The following is a 15,934-nucleotide window of genomic DNA, read 5'->3' as shown; positions in this document are numbered from 1 at the left end:
GTTACACTCCGGTTCTGGTGACTTTGAGGAAACTGCCTTCAACGGCAACGACACGCACCCGCTCGCCGGCGGTGATGCTCTCGTCGGCCAGGCACACCCATTCGTCGGAACCCAGCAGCGGTCGCTGGAAACGTACCCGCCCCTTGGCGAAAGGTTCGATGGCGGCAACCAGTAAACCGGTTTCGCCGATCACCTCGCCGGCCGCCGTGCCGCTACGGGTACGCTCGAATCCCTGGCGGAAGACACGGAACCAGAGCACGGTCATGGCCAGCGAAGCGATGATCCACAGGCTGATCTGGGCGGTGCCCGACAAGCCGGGGGCGAGCAGGACGATGACGCCGACCAGCAGCGCACCGAGACCGAACCAGATGATGTAGAAGGCGGGAATGGCCAGTTCGGCCAGCGTCAGCATTACGCCGCCGACAATCCAGTGCCACCATTCGGGCTGCATCAGGTTTTCCCTCGTGGCTTATTTCTTGGCCGTGCTGCGCCGTGATTTGGGCTTTTCCGGTACCGGTTGCGCGGCCTGGGTGGCAGCTTCGGCATTCTGCTGCATGTGTTCGCGCATCTGCTGCATCATCTGCCAGGGCCAGAGGGCGGCTTCCGAAAGTGCGCCCGGCGCTTCTGCCGGTGCCTCCGGTGCGGCTTCCTCGTTCATCTTGCGGGCGGCATCGGAAGCCATCTGGCCCATGGCCTGGACCGTGCTGACCGTGGTCCGCTGCATTTCCAGTCCCTGGATGGTCATCTGCAGCATCGACAGGTTCATGCGCAGCCAGCCTTCGACGGCCTTCATGTCCTTGATCCGCTTGTCGAGTTCTTCCAGGTCAAAGGTCGGAGCGACCATGCCAGGCAGGGAAAACCCCATGTTGCCCCACAGGTTGCGCATGAAATTGAGTGGGTCGTGTGCCTGTTCGTCAGCCATGATCGTCTCCCTGAGTTGATCCATGTGACGATCTTAAACCACTTTCTGCCGCAAAATGATAAATTAGCCACCGTTATGAAAGGGGAATAGATGCTCAAGTTGCTGGTAGTCGAAGATCATGCCCTGGTCCGCGAAGGTCTGGTCGGGCTGTTGTCCCAGATGGAAGAAGGCGTCGAGGTATACGAAAGCGCCGATTTCGAGAGTGCGATCGGCATGCTCGACAATGAGGGCGATTTCGATCTGGTCCTGCTCGATCTGGCTTTGCCGGGCATCGACGGGTTTGCCGGTCTGGACATTCTGCGTCGTCGTTATCCGGCCATGCCGGTTGCGGTGGTATCGGCCTTCGACGACACGCCGACGGTGACGCGGGTACTCAATCTCGGGGCGTCGGGTTTCATACCCAAGGCCTTGAACGGCGAGTGCCTGTTGAACGCGGTGCGCGAAGTGCTGGCCGGGAACATTTTCCGTCCCAGCGGGCAACAACCGGCGCGCATGGACGATGCCATTCCCGTGCCGCCGTCGAGCGTCAGCGTGCGACCCGAGGAAATCGGCCTGACCGAGCGCCAGGCCCAGGTCTTGTGCCTGATGGTGCGCGGCTTGTCGAATCGCGATATTGCCGAGCAGCTTGACCTCTCCGAAGGTACCGTCAAGATCCACGCAACTGCCGTGTTCAAGGCGCTGGGCGTCAACAGCCGGACGCAGGCACTGGTGACAGCCGCACGTTACGGCATCGATTTCGGCGACGTCTTCTAGCCTGCCTGTGGCCGGCGCAGCGCGCTGGCGCGCAACAGGGCACGCAGGCGGGCCGGGCGCAGCGGCAGGCCCAGCCGGTGGCTGCCCTTGGGGAGCATCGTTTCGGCGGTGCTGCCGAGAACGATCAAGGGCATCTCCGGATCGATGCCGGGAATGTTCTCCGCATCGCAGATGACGATGGTGTCGCTGCGCAGTTGGGCCACCGAGGCGCAGTCGCCTTCGCTGATCCGGTAGTTCCAGCTGGCGACCAGTGCGCGCGATTCAAGCAGCTCCGGTGATTTGCCGACAAAATGCACCAGTCCGGCCGTGCCGCTCTGTTGTGCCACCGTCTCCCGGGAAGGCGCCTTGGCGCGTTCGACGAGCAGCCCGAAAGTGGTGCCGTTGCCGATCTCAGAATCCAGCGATACCTCGATCTCCAGGCCTTTGGCCAGACGCTCGACGATGGACAGGCCGAGGCCGAGGCCGCCGTCCTGCTCGCGGGCGACATTGGCGACCTGGAAGAACTCGGCGAAGATCGCCGCCCGGTACTCGCGGGCAATACCGATGCCGCTATCGCGAATCTCGATGCGGATGGCGTCCTCACGGATGCGGGCGCCGACCAGCACGCTGCCGCCAGCCGGGGTGTAGCGCAGGGCATTGGCGATCAGGTTGCCGATCATCCGCTCGAGCAGGCGCGGGTCGCTGCGCAGGAAATAGCGATTTGGGTGAAAGCGCAGGCGCAGGCCATGGGCCTCGGCCTGGCGGTGGAAGGCGTCGTGCAGTTGGCGGAAGACGTCGTTCAGCGCGAATACCTGGATATCGGGGCGGACGCCGTCGATGTCCAGGCGTGAGATGTCGAGCAGGGCATTGAGCATGTCGCCCAGCGTTTGCGTCGATGCGCCGATCTGTTCGGCAATGCGCGGCACCTCGCGCAGGCGGCCGGCAGCAGCCTGGCGCTGCAGGTCGGTGGTGAACAGCGAGAGGGCGTGCAGGGGTTGCCGCAGATCATGACTGGCGGCGGCCAGGAAGCGGCTTTTGGCCGCGTTGGCGCGCTCGGCCGCATCCTTTTCCGCAGCCAGTGCTGAAGTCGCCTGCTCGATCCGGGTTTCCAGCTGATCGCGACTGTCGGAGAGCGCTTCGGTCATTTCCCGAAGTTCGCCGACCTGGCGGCGCAAGAACATTGCGCCGCTGAGCAGTAGTGCGATCAGCATGGCCCCGAGCATGGCGATTTCGAAGCGCCGGTTGCGCCAGCCAGCAAGAACGGAGTCAGTGGGAATGATGGCAACCATGCGCAGATCAGGGAAACCGGGTACCGGCGAGGTTGAAATCAGCAGGCCGTTGCCGCGGGCCAGGCCGGTTTCCGGAATCAGTCCTGCCGGGCGCCCTTCGAACAGGGTGGTACCGGCTGGCCGGCCGAGGATGCCGGAGTAGGTGCTCAGGTCGGCCGGGCGGCAGGAGGCGACGATGTCACCCCTGGCGTTGGTCAGTACGGCATCGAAATCGTCTGACAGGCGGTTGGCCCAGCAGAAATCCTGCATGTAGCCTGGCTCGATGGCCGCGAACGCAGCGCCGGCAAAGCGGTTTTTTGCATCGTTCAGGCGATGCGCCATGGCGTAGGTGTAGCGCCCGGAATTGCGTCCGACATAGGGACCGAATGTTGACCAGGGGGCACCGTTTTCCAGCGCGACGAAGTAGGGGCGGTCGCGTACGTTGATCGGCGGCGGCGGGAAATAGGTCGAGATGAAGCGCTGGTTGCCGAGATGGTCAAAGACGATCAGGTCGCGCAGTTGCGGCATGGCCCGGGAATGGCGCTGGGCGATGTACTCCCAGCCGCGTACCGGCTCCCACTCGGGCCAGTCGTTGCGACTGTGGGAGAGGTCGGTGGCGACTTCCTTGACCAGCACGTCGACCGCCTCGAAGGCACGGGCGGTGTGTTCGGCCATCATCACCGAGAACTGTTGCAGACGTTTTTCTCCGCTGTCGATGTCGCGCTTGTAGGACAGCGTCAGGTCGACCACAAAGGCGATCAGGACGGCCAGCGTCCCGGCCAGGGCCAGGCTCAGGGCGAGCTGTTCCGGCTGGCGCTTGAACATGCCTCAGATCCGGTAGCAGTACAGCGGTCGCGGCGGTGAGCAGGCGACGTCGATGACGAATTCCGGCGTCACGCCGGGGATGGGGAAGCTGTTGCTGACCAGCAGGCTGCCCGGTTTCATCTCCGCCTTGGCCTTCTCCCACAGTCGCGGCATCGGTGCTGGCGACAGGAAAGTATAGACCACGGCCTGCTCGTGCAGCGGCATCTGCCACATGTCGCCCCACCGCCACGACAGGTTGGGCCGGCCGACACCGAGCAGGCAGCCGGCCAGCCAGGTGGCTGGTGCATTCTCGATGCCGGTGAATTGGCGGTCGGGCCAGCGGTCGGCCAGCGGGATGACGGTGCTGCCCAGGCCGGCGCCGAGATCGAGGAAGCTTTCGGCCTCTTCCTTGCCGAGCAGTTCATCGAGCGCAGCGACGGTTTGCGGATTGGACAGGTAGAGCGGCACCTGGCCGCTCAGGGCGCCGCGATAGACGAGCAGCAGCAGGATGAAGGCGAGCAGGAACCAGCCCGGGTCGATGGCCAGGTGATAGGTGACCCAGACCAGGGGCATGAACAGCGCGTGCATCACCCGCCACCACCAGGGTTGGCGGCTCAGGGTGGCGAAAATCAGGGCAACACCGCCGATGGCCAGGCTGGTTTGCTGCCAGGGCATGGCTTCGGCCTGCCAGCCGTAATACGGCCAGGCGAGCGAGAGAACGACGATGACGGCGGCCCCTTGCAGGGCGAGTTGGCGGGTCGGGGTGGAAATCATGGCAGGATTCTAAGGGAAATCGCCCGGCCAGGTTTGCCGGGCGATGCCATGACCGCTGCTTGTCGTCATGCCTGCAGCAAGCCCTCCCGGGTTTTTGCCGCTCGTGCGGCCGCCTGCTGGCGTACCGGGCCGAAGCCGCGTACCGATTCCGGCCAGGCGGCCAGTGCCAGACGTCCAGGGCCGGGCGGCATGGTGGCGATACGTTTCAGGTCGGCTTCGTAATCCGCCAGCAATTGCCGATCCAGGCGGGCCTCCTCGCCATTGCGCCAGGGATCGAGCCAGCTGCCACGCCAGCGGCGGGCACGGGCGAGCAGGCGGAGTAGCGGCAGCAGCCAGGGGCCGAAGTGGATTTTGCGGGGCCGGCCGTCGCTGCCTTGGCGGGAGAGCCCCGGCGGCGCCAGATGGAAGCCGAGCTTGAGATCGCCGTCGAAGCGGGCAGCGAACTGCGCCAGGAAGGCCTGGGCGCTGAGCAGACGGGCCACCTCCCAGGGGTCTTTCGGCGCCAGCAGGCGCGCGTACTGGACGGCGACCACCCGGCTCAGGGCGTCGTTGCCCAGCGCCAGTATGGGCGCCAGTCCAGCCTGGTAGCGGGCGGCCAGCGCTTCGCCCTGGTAAGCGCTCAGGTGTTCGACGCGGCGGGCAATCAGTTCGTCCAGCGATTGCTGGTCGATGCCGGGGCGCACCGGGCGCTCGCCGACCACGGCAGCGACCGCTTCCGGGTGGGCGGCAAGGCGGCGGCCCCAGAGGAAGGCCTGGCGGTTAGCGTCGACGGCGGCACCGTTGAGGACGATGGCCTGCTCGATGGCGCCGGCCGACACCGGGACCAGCCCCTGTTGCCAGGCGCAACCGAGCAGCAGCATGTTGGCGTAGAGCGCGTCGCCCATCAGTACGCTGGCCAGGCGCTGCGCGTCGATGAAACTGACGCGGTCGGTGCCCAGCGTTTCCTCGAGTTGCCGTTGCAGGCCGGCCTGCGGGAAGCGCCAGTCGCGGTTGCGGGTGAATTCGGCGGTCGGTGTGGCGGTGCAGTTGACGATGGCGCGGGTGTGGCCTTCGAGCATTTTCGCGCAGGCTTCGGGACTGGCGCTGACGACCAGGTCGCCGCCCAGGATGGCGTCGGCTTCGCCGGTGGCGATGCGGGCGGCGTGGATGTCGGCGGGGCGGTCGGCAATGCGCAGGTGCGAGAAGACGGCGCCGTATTTCTGCGCCAGTCCGGTCATGTCCAGCGTCGACACGCCCTTGCCGTCGAGGTGGGCGGCCATGCCGAGCAGGGCGCCGAGGGTGATCACACCCATGCCGCCGACACCGGTGATCAGCAGGTTGTACGGTTGCGTGGTCGACGGCAGGGTGGGTAGCGGCAGGCTGGCCCAGCCGTCATGCTGGGTCGCAGCGGCCTTCTTGGGGCGAGCGCCAGCGACAGTCACGAAACTCGGACAGAAGCCCTTGAGGCAGGACAGGTCCTGATTGCAGGCCGACTGGTCGATCTGGCGTTTGGTGCCGAAATCGGTTTCGACCGGGACCACCGACAGGCAGTTGGATTGCACCGAACAGTCGCCGCAGCCTTCGCAGACATCCTCGTTGATCACGACACGCTGGCTGGCGGCCGGCATCTTGCCGCGCTTGCGCCGGCGCCGGGCCTCGGTGGCGCAGACCTGATCGTATATCAGGATGGAGACGCCGGGAAAATCGCGCAGCTCGCGTTGAACTGCGTCGAGTTCGTCACGGTGGCGGACCGGAACGTTCGGGGCAAGGTCGGTGATGTCGGCGTATTTCTCCGGCTCGGCGGCGACGATGACCATCTTGCCGACGCCCTCGGCCTCCAGTTGCCGGGTGATCCGGGCGACGCTCAAGACGCCGTCCACCGGCTGGCCGCCGGTCATGGCGACGGCGTCGTTGTAGAGGATCTTGTAGGTGATCGGCACTTTCGCCGCGATCGATTGCCGGATGGCCAGCAAGCCGGAGTGGAAGTAGGTGCCGTCGCCGAGGTTGGCGAAGATGTGCTTTTCCTCGGTGAATGGCGCCTGGCCGACCCAGGGCACGCCTTCGCCGCCCATGTGGGTGAAGGTCGAGGTCGACCGGTCCATCCAGGTCACCATGTAGTGGCAGCCGATGCCGGCGACGGCGCGCGAACCTTCCGGCAGCTTGGTGGACGTGTTGTGCGGGCAGCCCGAGCAGAAATGCGGCTTGCGCTCGGCCAGCACGATCGGGGTTCTAGCGGCTTGCTGCTTGTCTTCGATCAGCTTCAGCCGCGCTGCGATGGTCGGTGAGGTGAAGAAGCGGCCGATGCGCCGGGCGATGACGCGGGCGATGCTGGCCACCGGCAGTTCGCCGGCGGCCGGCAGCAGCCAGTCGCTGTGCGCCAGGTAGCCGCCGTCGCCTTCGACGGTCCATTCGCCTTTCTCGTCGAATTTGCCGACGATGCGCGGGCGCACGTCGTCGCGCCAGTTGTATAGCTCTTCCTTCAGCTGGTATTCGAGCAGCTGGCGCTTTTCCTCGACGACCAGGATCTCTTCCAGCCCTTCGGCGAAGTGGCGCACGCCTTCCGGTTCCAGCGGCCAGACCATGCCGACCTTGTACAGACGGATGCCGATCTGCGCGGCGAGCGCCTCGTCGATGCCGAGTTCGTCGAGGGCCTGGCGCACGTCAAGGTAGCTCTTGCCGGCGGTGAGGATGCCGAGCCGGGGCGCCGGCGAATCGATGATCACCCGGTCAAGCCGGTTCGCCCGGCAGTAGGCCAGCGCCGCATAAAGCTTGTGGTTGAGCAGGCGGGCTTCCTGGACCAGCGGTGGATCCGGCCAGCGGATGTTGAGGCCGTCGGGCGGCAGGCTGAAATCGGTCGGGATTTTGATGTCGACCGCGCTCGGGTCGATACTCACCGAGGCCGAGGTCTCGACCGTGTCGGCCAGCGCCTTGAACGCCACCCAGCAACCGGAATAGCGGCTCATTGCCCAGCCGTGCAGGCCGAAGTCGAGGTATTCCTGCACGTTGGCCGGATAGAGCACCGGCATCATCACCGCCTTGAAGACGTGCTCGGTCTGATGCGGCAGGGTCGAGGATTTGGCCGCGTGATCGTCGCCGGCAATCACCAGCACGCCGCCGTGTCTGGCCGTGCCGGCAGCGTTGGCGTGGCGGAAGACGTCGCCGCAGCGGTCCACGCCCGGCCCCTTGCCGTACCACATGCCGAACACGCCGTCGTACTTGGCGCCCGGGAACAGGCCGACCTGCTGGCTGCCCCAGACGGCGGTGGCAGCGAGGTCTTCATTGACGCCGGGTTGGAAGGTGATGTGATGCTCGGCCAGGTGCGCCTTGGCCTTCCACAGGCCGAGATCAAGGTTGCCGAGCGGGCTGCCGCGGTAGCCCGAGATGAAACCGGCGGTGTTGAGGCCGGCGGCGAGGTCGCGTTCGCGCTGCAGCATCGGCAGGCGGATCAGTGCCTGGGTGCCGGTCAGGAAGACGCGGCCGCTGTGGCGGGTGTATTTGTCGTCCAGGGTCGCGGATAGCGACGCCGGCAAATCGGGCTTGCCCATGTTTGTCTCCATTTATGCGGCCTTGTGGGCCGATTGCTGTATTCCCGAACACCGGGGATGGTGGTTTTCGGAATCTGGAGATTGGAGTATCGGTGCGCGAGGATGGTTCGTGCAAGCGCCGCGGCGGGCGAAATTTCGTCTTGACGTTGGACTATGTGTATGCGCAGAATCGTTACCTGTTGTTTCCAACACCCTTCCCCCATTCAGGAGACCTACCGATGCAAGCCAAGCTTTCCGTAGCAGCCCTTTCCGTAGCAGCAGCCTTCGCTCTTTCCGCCTGTGGTCAGAAGGAAGCGCCCGCCCCCGTCGCCGCGCCGGCCGCCCCGGAAACCAAGCCTGAAATCGTCGTCAAGCTCGGCCACGTCGCGCCGATGACCGGCCCGCAAGCTCACCTGGGCAAGGACAACGAAAGCGGCGCCTTGCTCGCCGTCGAAGAACTCAACGCACAGGGTCTGGAAATCGGCGGTGCCAAGGTCAAGTTCCAGCTGGTCTCGGAAGACGACCAGGCCGATCCGAAGCAGGGCACCATCGTTGCCCAGAAGCTGATCGACGCCAAGGTCAATGGCGTGGTCGGCCACCTCAATTCCGGTACCACCATCCCGGCTTCCAAGTTGTACTTCGATGCCGGCCTGCCGCAGGTTTCGCCGTCGGCAACCAATCCGAAGTACACGCAGCAGGGCTTCGCCACGGCTTTCCGTGTGATGGCCAACGACATCCAGCAAGGCAAGGTGCTCGGCGAGTTCGCCGCCAAGCAGGGCGTCAAGACCGTCGCCATCATCGATGACCGTACCGCCTACGGTCAGGGTCTCGCCGACGAATTCCGCAAGGCTGCCGAGGCCGCCGGCCTGAAGGTCGTCGCCAATGAATACACCAACGACAAGGCGACCGACTTCAAGGCCATCCTGACCAAGATCAAGTCGACCAAGGCCGAACTGGTCTTCTACGGCGGCATGGACGCCCAGGGCGGTCCGCTGGTCAAGCAGATGAAGGATCTCGGCATCAAGGCCAAGTTCCTCGGCGGCGACGGCGTGTGTACGCCGGAATTCATGAAACTGGGCGGTCCGGCTGCCGATGGCGAATACTGCTCGCTGCCGGGCGTGCCGCTGGAGCAACTGGCCAAGGGTCCGGAGTTCAAGAGCAAGTTCGAAGCCAAGTTCGGTTACCAGATCCAGCTCTACGCACCGAACGCCTACGATGCGGTGATGGTCATTGCCGATTCGATGAAGCGCGCAGGTTCCGTCGAGCCGGCCGCTTATCTGCCGGAGATCGCCAAGACCAAGATGGAAGGGGTCAGCGGCAATATCGAATTCGACCAGTTCGGCGACCTGACCAGCGGCGCAATTACCCTGTACCAGTACCAGGGCGGCGCACTGAACTACGTCGAGACCCTGGGTGGCGCCCCGGTTGCCCCGGCCGCCGAGGCTCCCGCCGCACCGACAGCACCGGCAGCACCGGTCGAAGAGAAGAAGTAAGCAGCCAGTCTGCACCAGGAAACGGCACCGCAAGGTGCCGTTTCCATATCCCGGTCTCAACGGATTCAAAATGGATATTTTCCTTCAACAGATCATCAACGGCCTGGTCCAGGGCAGCATCTACGCGCTGGTCGCGCTGGGCTACACCATGGTCTACGGCATCATGGGGCTGATCAATTTCGCCCACGGCGAAGTCGTCATGATCGGTGCGCTGATCAGCATCACCGTGACCAGTACCCTGGCCGCCGCCGGCATGCCGCTCGGACTCGCCGGCCTGTTCGGGCTGGTCGCCGCCATGCTGACCTGCATGGCGCTCGGCTGGAGCCTTGAACGTATCGCCTACCGCCCGCTGCGCGGTTCGCCCCGGTTAACGCCCCTGATCACGGCGATCGGTATGTCGATCGTCCTGCAGAACCTGGCGATGATCTTCTGGGGGCGCAATTACATGACCTTCCCGCCGCTGCTGCCCAAGGTCAATTTCGAATTTGCCGGCACCCATTTCACGCTGGTCCAGGTCGTCATCGTGCTGTTGTCGGCGGCGCTGATGGCCGGTCTGGTCTTCCTCGTCTATCGCACCAAGCTCGGCATGGCCATGCGCGCCACCGCCCAGAACCCGGCCGTGGCCAGCCTGATGGGGGTCAATATCAACCGCGTCATCGCCTCGGCCTTCGTCATCGGCTCGGCGCTGGCTGCCGTCGCCGGCGTCATGGTCGGCAGCTACTACGAAATCGCCCACTACCAGATGGGCTTCATGCTTGGCCTCAAGGCCTTCACCGCGGCCGTCCTTGGCGGTATCGGCAACCTTGCCGGGGCGATGGCCGGCGGTATCCTGCTCGGCATCATCGAGGCGCTGGGTGCCGGCTATATCGGCGACTTCACCGGCGGTTTCCTCGGCAGCCATTACCAGGACATCTTTGCCTTCATCGTGCTGATCGTCGTGCTGATGTTCAAGCCTTCCGGGCTGTTCGGTGAAAAGACGGGAGACCGCGCATGAAGAACTGGCTTTCCCCCAAATCGATGACCGGCATCGCGCTGATTGCCATCGCCCTGATCGTCCTCCCGCACGTGGTTGGCATGGGCGGGCAGGCGTGGGTACGCATCCTCAATTTCGCCATCCTCTATGTCTTCCTGGCGCTCGGCCTGAACATCGTCGTCGGCTTTGCCGGTCTGCTCGATCTCGGCTACATCGCTTTCTACGCGGTCGGCGCCTATACCTGGGCGTTGCTTGCCAGTCCGCATTTCGGCCTGCATTTCCCGGTCTGGGCGATCCTGCCGATCGGGGCCCTGATGGCCTGTGTTTTCGGCGTCCTGCTTGGTTCACCGACGCTCAAGTTGCGCGGCGATTATCTGGCCATCGTCACACTGGGTTTCGGCGAAATCATCCGCATCTTCCTCAACAACCTGAATTCGCCGGTCAATATCACCAACGGGCCGCAGGGCATCACCCTGATCGATCCGGTCAAGGTCGGCGATTTCAGTTTTGCCGGAACCTCGCAGATATTCGGCATGACCATGACCGGGCCGCAGAAGTATTACTACCTGCTGGTCGCGCTGGCGCTGCTGGTCATCATCATCAACGTCCGCCTGCAGCACTCGCGTATCGGCCGCGCCTGGCAGGCGATCCGCGAAGACGAGATCGCGGCCAAGGCGGTCGGCATCAACACCCGCAACATCAAGCTGCTGGCGTTTGCCATGGGCGCCTCGTTCGGCGGCATCGCCGGTGGCATCTTCTCGGCCATGCAGGGCTTCGTTTCGCCGGAGAGCTTCTCGCTGATCGAGTCGATCATGGTCCTGGCGATGGTCGTGCTCGGCGGCATGGGGCATATTCCCGGGGTCATCCTCGGCGCCGTGCTGCTGACCTTCCTGCCCGAAGTGCTGCGTTACGCGGTGACGCCGGTGCAGATGGCGCTGTTCGGCAAGATTCTGGTCGATCCGGAAAGTCTGCGCATGCTGGTCTTCGGGCTGGCGCTGGTGCTGGTGATGCGCTTCAAGCCGGCCGGCCTGTGGCCGTCACCAGAGCGTAGCCGGGAATTGAGCGAAAAGCCGGTGGAGGTCGTCAAATGAGCGACATCCTCCTGCAGGCCAATGCCGTGGCCAAGCATTTCGGTGGGGTCAAGGCCCTGCGTGACGTCAGCCTGTCGATCCGGCGCGGTGAAGTCTATGGCCTGATCGGCCCGAACGGTGCCGGCAAGACGACCTTCTTCAACTGCATGACCGGACTCTACATTCCGGATGGCGGCGGTTTCACCTTCGACGGCGTGGCGCTGCAGGCTGACGCGCCGCATCGCGCGGCCGAACTCGGCATTGCGCGGACCTTCCAGAACATCCGCCTGTTCGGCAACATGACGGCGCTGGAAAACGTCATGGTCGGCCGCCACGTCCGGACCAAGGCCGGCGTCTTCGGCGCGATGTTCCTCAACCGGGCAACGCGCGACGAGGAAGCGGCGATCCGCCAGCGAGCTGTCGAGCTGCTGCACTACGTCGATATTGCCGACCGTGCCGACGACCTGGCCAAGAATCTTTCCTACGGTGATCAGCGCCGGCTGGAAATCGCCCGCGCGCTGGCCACCGAGCCCAAGCTCCTGTGCCTCGACGAGCCGGCGGCCGGCATGAATGCCACCGAGACCGAGGAACTGCGCGTGCTGATCGAAGGCATCCGCAAGGACGGGACGACGGTGTTGTTGATCGAACACGATGTGAAACTGGTCATGGGCCTGTGCGACCGTGTCGCCGTGCTCGACTACGGCGCGCTGGTGATCGAGGATGTGCCCGCCGTGGTGCAGAAGGATCCGCGTGTCATCGAAGCTTACCTGGGGGCGTGAATGCTTGAAGTAACGGGACTCCACGTCGCCTATGGCGGCATTCAGGCGGTGCGCAGCATCACCTTTCACGTGAACGAAGGCGAAACCGTCGCCCTGATCGGGGCCAACGGTGCCGGCAAGACGACCACGCTGAAAGCCATCTCGCGGATGGTCGGGGCAACTGGCGACGTCCATTTCTGCGGCGAGAAGATACTCGGCATCTCGCCGCACGAAATCATCCGCAAGGGCATCGCGCTGGTGCCCGAGGGCCGCGGCGTTTTCCCGCGCCTGTCGGTGCTGGAAAACCTGCGCATGGGCGCCTTTGTCCGTGACGACAAGGCGGCCATCGCCGACGACATCGAGCGCATGTATGCCTATTTCCCCCGCCTGAAGGAACGTGCCGACCAGTTGGCCGGCACGCTTTCGGGCGGCGAACAGCAGATGCTGGCCATCGGTCGGGCGCTGATGAGCCGGCCGAAGATGCTGCTGCTCGACGAACCGTCGATGGGTCTGGCGCCGATCATGGTGCAGAAGATCTTCGAGGTCGTTCGCAACGTTGCTGCCGCCGGCATGACCATCCTGCTGATCGAGCAGAATGCCAAGCTGGCGCTGGAATCGAGCCAGCGGGCCTATGTGCTGGAAAGCGGCGAAATCACCCTGAACGGCGACTCGGCCGAGCTGCTGCACGATCCCAAGGTCAAGGCCGCCTATCTCGGCGAATGAGTCAGCGCCGCCCGCCCGGCGGCGTGCAATGTGCTGACAGTATTTCACTGACGGTCCGCGCGGGGGTGCCGAGGCAAGCAGGTGCTTGTTACCTTCGGGCAACAATACATGTCTGAAGGCTGGGAAAAAGGGATTGAGCGGTTGTTGGTAACAGTGTGACGCGACAAAATGCGTCGCGAGTTACAAAATCCCTTTTCATCAGACGCAAGAACCCTGTCGTCCGGCCTGATTTCCCATATGTACGCCCTTGCCTACGAGCGCATTACCGCGCTCTATGCGATCACTGCTGATCACCAGACCGCCTTGAGCGAAAAGCTCAGTGCGCTTCTCGATCTCGGGCGGCAGACATTCGAACTGGATTATTCCTGTGTCGCACGCATTGCCGATGACACCTATGAGGCGATTGCCACTTCGCCGGCCCCGGGGTTGCTCGCGTCGGGTGACTGCCTGCCGCTGTTGCGAACCTATTGCAGCCGCACCATCGTTTCCCCCGAACCGATCGGCTTTGACCGTGCTACCGGGTCGGATTGGGAGAAGCACCCCTGTTTCCAGAAATTCCGTCTTGAGGCCTACCTCGGCGCGCGTATCCTGGTCGAAGAAAAGCCCTGGGGAACGCTGAGTTTTTCGAGCCGGGAGCGTGTCGATCGTCAGCATCCGCGCGAGGATTTTCTCTTCATCAAGCTGATGGCGCAGTGGATCGGTCATGAACTCGAACGGGAAATGCACGTCAGCAACGCCGACCGCCTCAAGGAATCGCAGAAGACGCTGGAAATCCAGGCAGCACTGGCCCGAGCCAGCGAAATCAGCCAGAGCATTGTGCACGCCATCGGCGAGGGCGTAGTTGGTGTCGATGACGCCGTGCCGCACCGTATCCGCTTTCTCAATCCGGCTGCGCAGGAATTGCTTGGTGTTGAAGAGGGCGAGGTCATCGGCCAGCCCTTGACCGATGTCATTCGTCGCTTTCCCGATGCGCCGGGGCAAACGGAGTGTCTGCTCAGCCGCCTGGTGCACGGGCAGACCTTCGAGTGCATGATTTCCGCACCGGGCCGGGAGATGCCGTTTCCGGCGCAATTCGTCTCCTCGCACACGCTCGACGACAGCGGTCTGGTTGTCCTGACGGTGCAGGATGTCAGCAGCCGTTGGGAGGCCGCAGAGCAACTGCGTCTGGCCGAGCAGGTTTTCGAGTACAGCCCGGAAGCCATTCTGGTGACCGATGGCGACGGCACCATCCTGCGCGTCAATCCGGCCTTCACCTTGATCACCGGCTATCCGCCGGAAGACGCCATCGGCCGCAATCCGCGCATTCTCCGTTCGGATCGCCACGACGAGGCCTTTTATCGCGAGATGTGGCGCAGCCTGGCCGACGAGGATCACTGGCACGGTGAAATCTGGGATCGGCGCAAGAACGGGCAGGTCTATCCGAAATGGTTGTGCATCAACGCGGTGCGAATGGCGCAGGGCAATACCCGTTATGTCGCCTTGTTTGCGGATATTTCCGAACGCAAGGCGCACGAGGACCGGATCGATTACCTGGCCCGCCACGATGCGCTGACCGGCCTGGCCAACCGCCGCCTGCTTGACGATCGCTTTGCCAAGCTGGCGGCTGCGGCGCGCCGTAGCGATGAGGGCGTGGCCTTGCTGCTGATCGATCTGGACCGCTTCAAGCAGGTCAATGACAGCCTCGGTCATCAGGTCGGCGACCAGTTGCTGGTCGAGGTGGCGCGTCGCCTCAACGTCAGCATACGTGCCGGGGACACGGTCGCCCGTCTTGGCGGCGACGAGTTCGTGGTCCTGCTCGCCGGCATCAAGACGCATCGCGATGTGATCCCGGTTGCGGAAAAGATACAGGCCGCACTGACGCAGCCGGTACAGACCCCATTGCACCTGCTGCATACCTCGCCGAGTATCGGCGTCAGCCTGTATCCCTGGGATGGGGAAGATCTCGACAGCCTGCTGCAGGCCGCCGATATCGCCATGTATCAGGTCAAGGCTGCCGGCAGGAACGCCTGGATGTTCTTCGAGGCCCAGATGAACGAGGAGGTGAGCATCCGTCACCGTCTGGAGAGCGATCTGCGTACGGCGCTTGAGCGCGGCGAGTTCCAGCTGCATTACCAGCCGCAGTTCGATGTCGGCGGGGGCGAAGTGCATGCCTGGGAAGCCTTGTTGCGCTGGCAGCATCCCGTGCACGGCTGGATCGAGCCGTGCGATTTCATCCCGGTTGCCGAGGATATCGGTCTGATCATCCCGCTCGGGGAATGGGTGCTGGCGGCGGCCTGCCGGGAAGCCGTCAACTGGGGTGGGCAGCGGCGGGGCAATGAGCGTCTGGCGGTCAATGTTTCAGCGCGTCAGCTGGAGCAGGGCGATCTGGCCGAAGTGGTGGCCAGGGTGTTGCGCGAAAGCGGGCTGGCAGCGGAACGTCTGGAACTGGAGTTGACCGAAAGCGCGTTGATGAGCAACACGCCGAAGGTGCAGCAAACCCTGCGCGATCTCAAGGCGCTGGGCGTGCATTTGACCCTCGACGATTTCGGTACCGGCTATTCCTCGCTGGCCTATCTGAGCACCTTCACCGTGGACCGGCTGAAAATCGACCGGTCGTTCATGCGCGATATCGAAAACAAACCGAACAATGCGGCCATCATTCTGGCTGTTGTCGCCCTGGCCAAGGCGCTGGGCCTGGAAGTCGTCGCCGAAGGCGTGGAAACCCTTCAGCAAAGGGCCTTTCTGGCCGGCAATGGCTGCCTGAAAGCGCAAGGGTTCCTGTATGCCAGACCGATGCCGGCAGGGTTGGTGGCTGGATTCATGCCGGGTGCACAATAACCCTATTAATGAAATAGTTAGCCATGCAACGCATTCTCATTTAGTGTGGAGCTGGATGCGACGCGTTTCACTAAGCGCCGGGACACCCCAGTCAAGG

At 63.9% G+C, this 15,934-nt stretch carries 12 protein-coding genes; 7 read left to right on the top strand and 5 right to left on the bottom strand.

The window, feature by feature from the left end:
* Position 1 precedes the first annotated feature (1 nt).
* Positions 2 to 451, bottom strand: a complete 450-nt coding sequence (locus AADV58_RS00190) for an NfeD family protein (protein WP_341743734.1) — start codon at positions 449 to 451, stop codon at positions 2 to 4.
* An 18-nt stretch (positions 452 to 469) separates the two neighbouring features.
* Positions 470 to 925 carry a PhaM family polyhydroxyalkanoate granule multifunctional regulatory protein gene (locus AADV58_RS00185; protein WP_424243854.1) on the bottom strand — a complete coding sequence of 152 codons (456 nt, stop codon included), beginning with the start codon at positions 923 to 925 and terminating at the stop codon, positions 470 to 472.
* 87 nt (positions 926 to 1,012) lie between these two features.
* On the opposite strand from AADV58_RS00185, the gene AADV58_RS00180 reads away from it, so the two are divergent.
* Positions 1,013 to 1,675: a response regulator gene (locus AADV58_RS00180; protein WP_281981407.1), complete on the top strand. Its 663-nt coding sequence runs from the start codon at positions 1,013 to 1,015 to the stop codon at positions 1,673 to 1,675.
* On the opposite strand, the gene AADV58_RS00175 is transcribed toward AADV58_RS00180, so the two are convergent.
* The 3 genes from AADV58_RS00175 to AADV58_RS00165 form a co-directional block, all read right to left on the bottom strand.
* Positions 1,672 to 3,747 (bottom strand): ATP-binding protein, encoded by a 2,076-nt coding sequence (locus tag AADV58_RS00175; protein ID WP_281981409.1) that lies wholly within the window; start codon positions 3,745 to 3,747, stop codon positions 1,672 to 1,674. The two genes, AADV58_RS00180 and AADV58_RS00175, sit on opposite strands and share 4 nt — an antisense overlap.
* Positions 3,748 to 3,750: 3 nt before the next feature.
* Positions 3,751 to 4,500, bottom strand: a complete 750-nt coding sequence (locus tag AADV58_RS00170; protein WP_341743733.1) for a class I SAM-dependent methyltransferase — start codon at positions 4,498 to 4,500, stop codon at positions 3,751 to 3,753.
* 65 nt (positions 4,501 to 4,565) lie between these two features.
* Complete coding sequence (locus AADV58_RS00165; RefSeq protein WP_341743732.1) at positions 4,566 to 8,024, bottom strand: indolepyruvate ferredoxin oxidoreductase family protein; 3,459 nt, start codon at positions 8,022 to 8,024, stop codon at positions 4,566 to 4,568.
* 218 nt (positions 8,025 to 8,242) lie between these two features.
* Between AADV58_RS00165 and AADV58_RS00160 the strand changes: the two genes are divergently transcribed.
* The 6 genes from AADV58_RS00160 to AADV58_RS00135 all read left to right on the top strand — a co-directional run bounded on the left by AADV58_RS00160 (position 8,243) and on the right by AADV58_RS00135 (position 15,837).
* A complete protein-coding gene (locus AADV58_RS00160) occupies positions 8,243 to 9,496 on the top strand; it encodes a branched-chain amino acid ABC transporter substrate-binding protein (RefSeq protein ID WP_281981414.1) in 1,254 nt (417 codons plus the stop codon).
* Positions 9,497 to 9,566: 70 nt separating this feature from the next.
* Complete coding sequence (locus AADV58_RS00155; protein WP_298395764.1) at positions 9,567 to 10,490, top strand: branched-chain amino acid ABC transporter permease; 924 nt, start codon at positions 9,567 to 9,569, stop codon at positions 10,488 to 10,490.
* Positions 10,487 to 11,560: an ABC transporter permease subunit gene (locus AADV58_RS00150; protein WP_028994158.1), complete on the top strand. Its 1,074-nt coding sequence runs from the start codon at positions 10,487 to 10,489 to the stop codon at positions 11,558 to 11,560. Before AADV58_RS00155 ends, AADV58_RS00150 begins: the two co-directional genes overlap by 4 nt.
* Positions 11,557 to 12,318, top strand: coding sequence for an ABC transporter ATP-binding protein (locus tag AADV58_RS00145; RefSeq protein WP_028994159.1), 762 nt, complete (start codon positions 11,557 to 11,559; stop codon positions 12,316 to 12,318). Before AADV58_RS00150 ends, AADV58_RS00145 begins: the two co-directional genes overlap by 4 nt.
* Positions 12,319 to 13,020, top strand: a complete 702-nt coding sequence (locus AADV58_RS00140) for an ABC transporter ATP-binding protein (RefSeq protein ID WP_028994160.1) — start codon at positions 12,319 to 12,321, stop codon at positions 13,018 to 13,020. It begins immediately after the preceding gene.
* A gap of 237 nt (positions 13,021 to 13,257) precedes the next feature.
* On the top strand, positions 13,258 to 15,837 hold the full coding sequence (locus AADV58_RS00135) for a bifunctional diguanylate cyclase/phosphodiesterase (protein WP_051295257.1): 2,580 nt from the start codon (positions 13,258 to 13,260) through the stop codon (positions 15,835 to 15,837).
* Positions 15,838 to 15,934: the final 97 nt, after the last annotated feature.

The organism is Azonexus hydrophilus (assembly GCF_038368255.1).
Classification (GTDB): domain Bacteria; phylum Pseudomonadota; class Gammaproteobacteria; order Burkholderiales; family Rhodocyclaceae; genus Azonexus; species Azonexus hydrophilus.
The sequence above is the reverse complement of the archived record's forward strand: the minus strand, read 5'-3'. Positions and strand labels throughout refer to the sequence as shown.

Excerpts from the sequence above, each read along its gene's own strand:
- AADV58_RS00190 (WP_341743734.1), bottom strand. The coding sequence starts at position 451 with ATGCAGCCCGAATGGTGGCACTGGATTGTCGGCGGCGTAATGCTGACG.
- AADV58_RS00180 (WP_281981407.1), top strand. The coding sequence starts at position 1,013 with ATGCTCAAGTTGCTGGTAGTCGAAGATCATGCCCTGGTCCGCGAAGGT.
- AADV58_RS00175 (WP_281981409.1), bottom strand. The coding sequence starts at position 3,747 with ATGTTCAAGCGCCAGCCGGAACAGCTCGCCCTGAGCCTGGCCCTGGCC.
- AADV58_RS00170 (WP_341743733.1), bottom strand. The coding sequence starts at position 4,500 with ATGATTTCCACCCCGACCCGCCAACTCGCCCTGCAAGGGGCCGCCGTC.
- AADV58_RS00165 (WP_341743732.1), bottom strand. The coding sequence starts at position 8,024 with ATGGGCAAGCCCGATTTGCCGGCGTCGCTATCCGCGACCCTGGACGAC.
- AADV58_RS00160 (WP_281981414.1), top strand. The coding sequence starts at position 8,243 with ATGCAAGCCAAGCTTTCCGTAGCAGCCCTTTCCGTAGCAGCAGCCTTC.
- AADV58_RS00155 (WP_298395764.1), top strand. The coding sequence starts at position 9,567 with ATGGATATTTTCCTTCAACAGATCATCAACGGCCTGGTCCAGGGCAGC.
- AADV58_RS00150 (WP_028994158.1), top strand. The coding sequence starts at position 10,487 with ATGAAGAACTGGCTTTCCCCCAAATCGATGACCGGCATCGCGCTGATT.
- AADV58_RS00145 (WP_028994159.1), top strand. The coding sequence starts at position 11,557 with ATGAGCGACATCCTCCTGCAGGCCAATGCCGTGGCCAAGCATTTCGGT.
- AADV58_RS00140 (WP_028994160.1), top strand. The coding sequence starts at position 12,319 with ATGCTTGAAGTAACGGGACTCCACGTCGCCTATGGCGGCATTCAGGCG.
- AADV58_RS00135 (WP_051295257.1), top strand. The coding sequence starts at position 13,258 with ATGTACGCCCTTGCCTACGAGCGCATTACCGCGCTCTATGCGATCACT.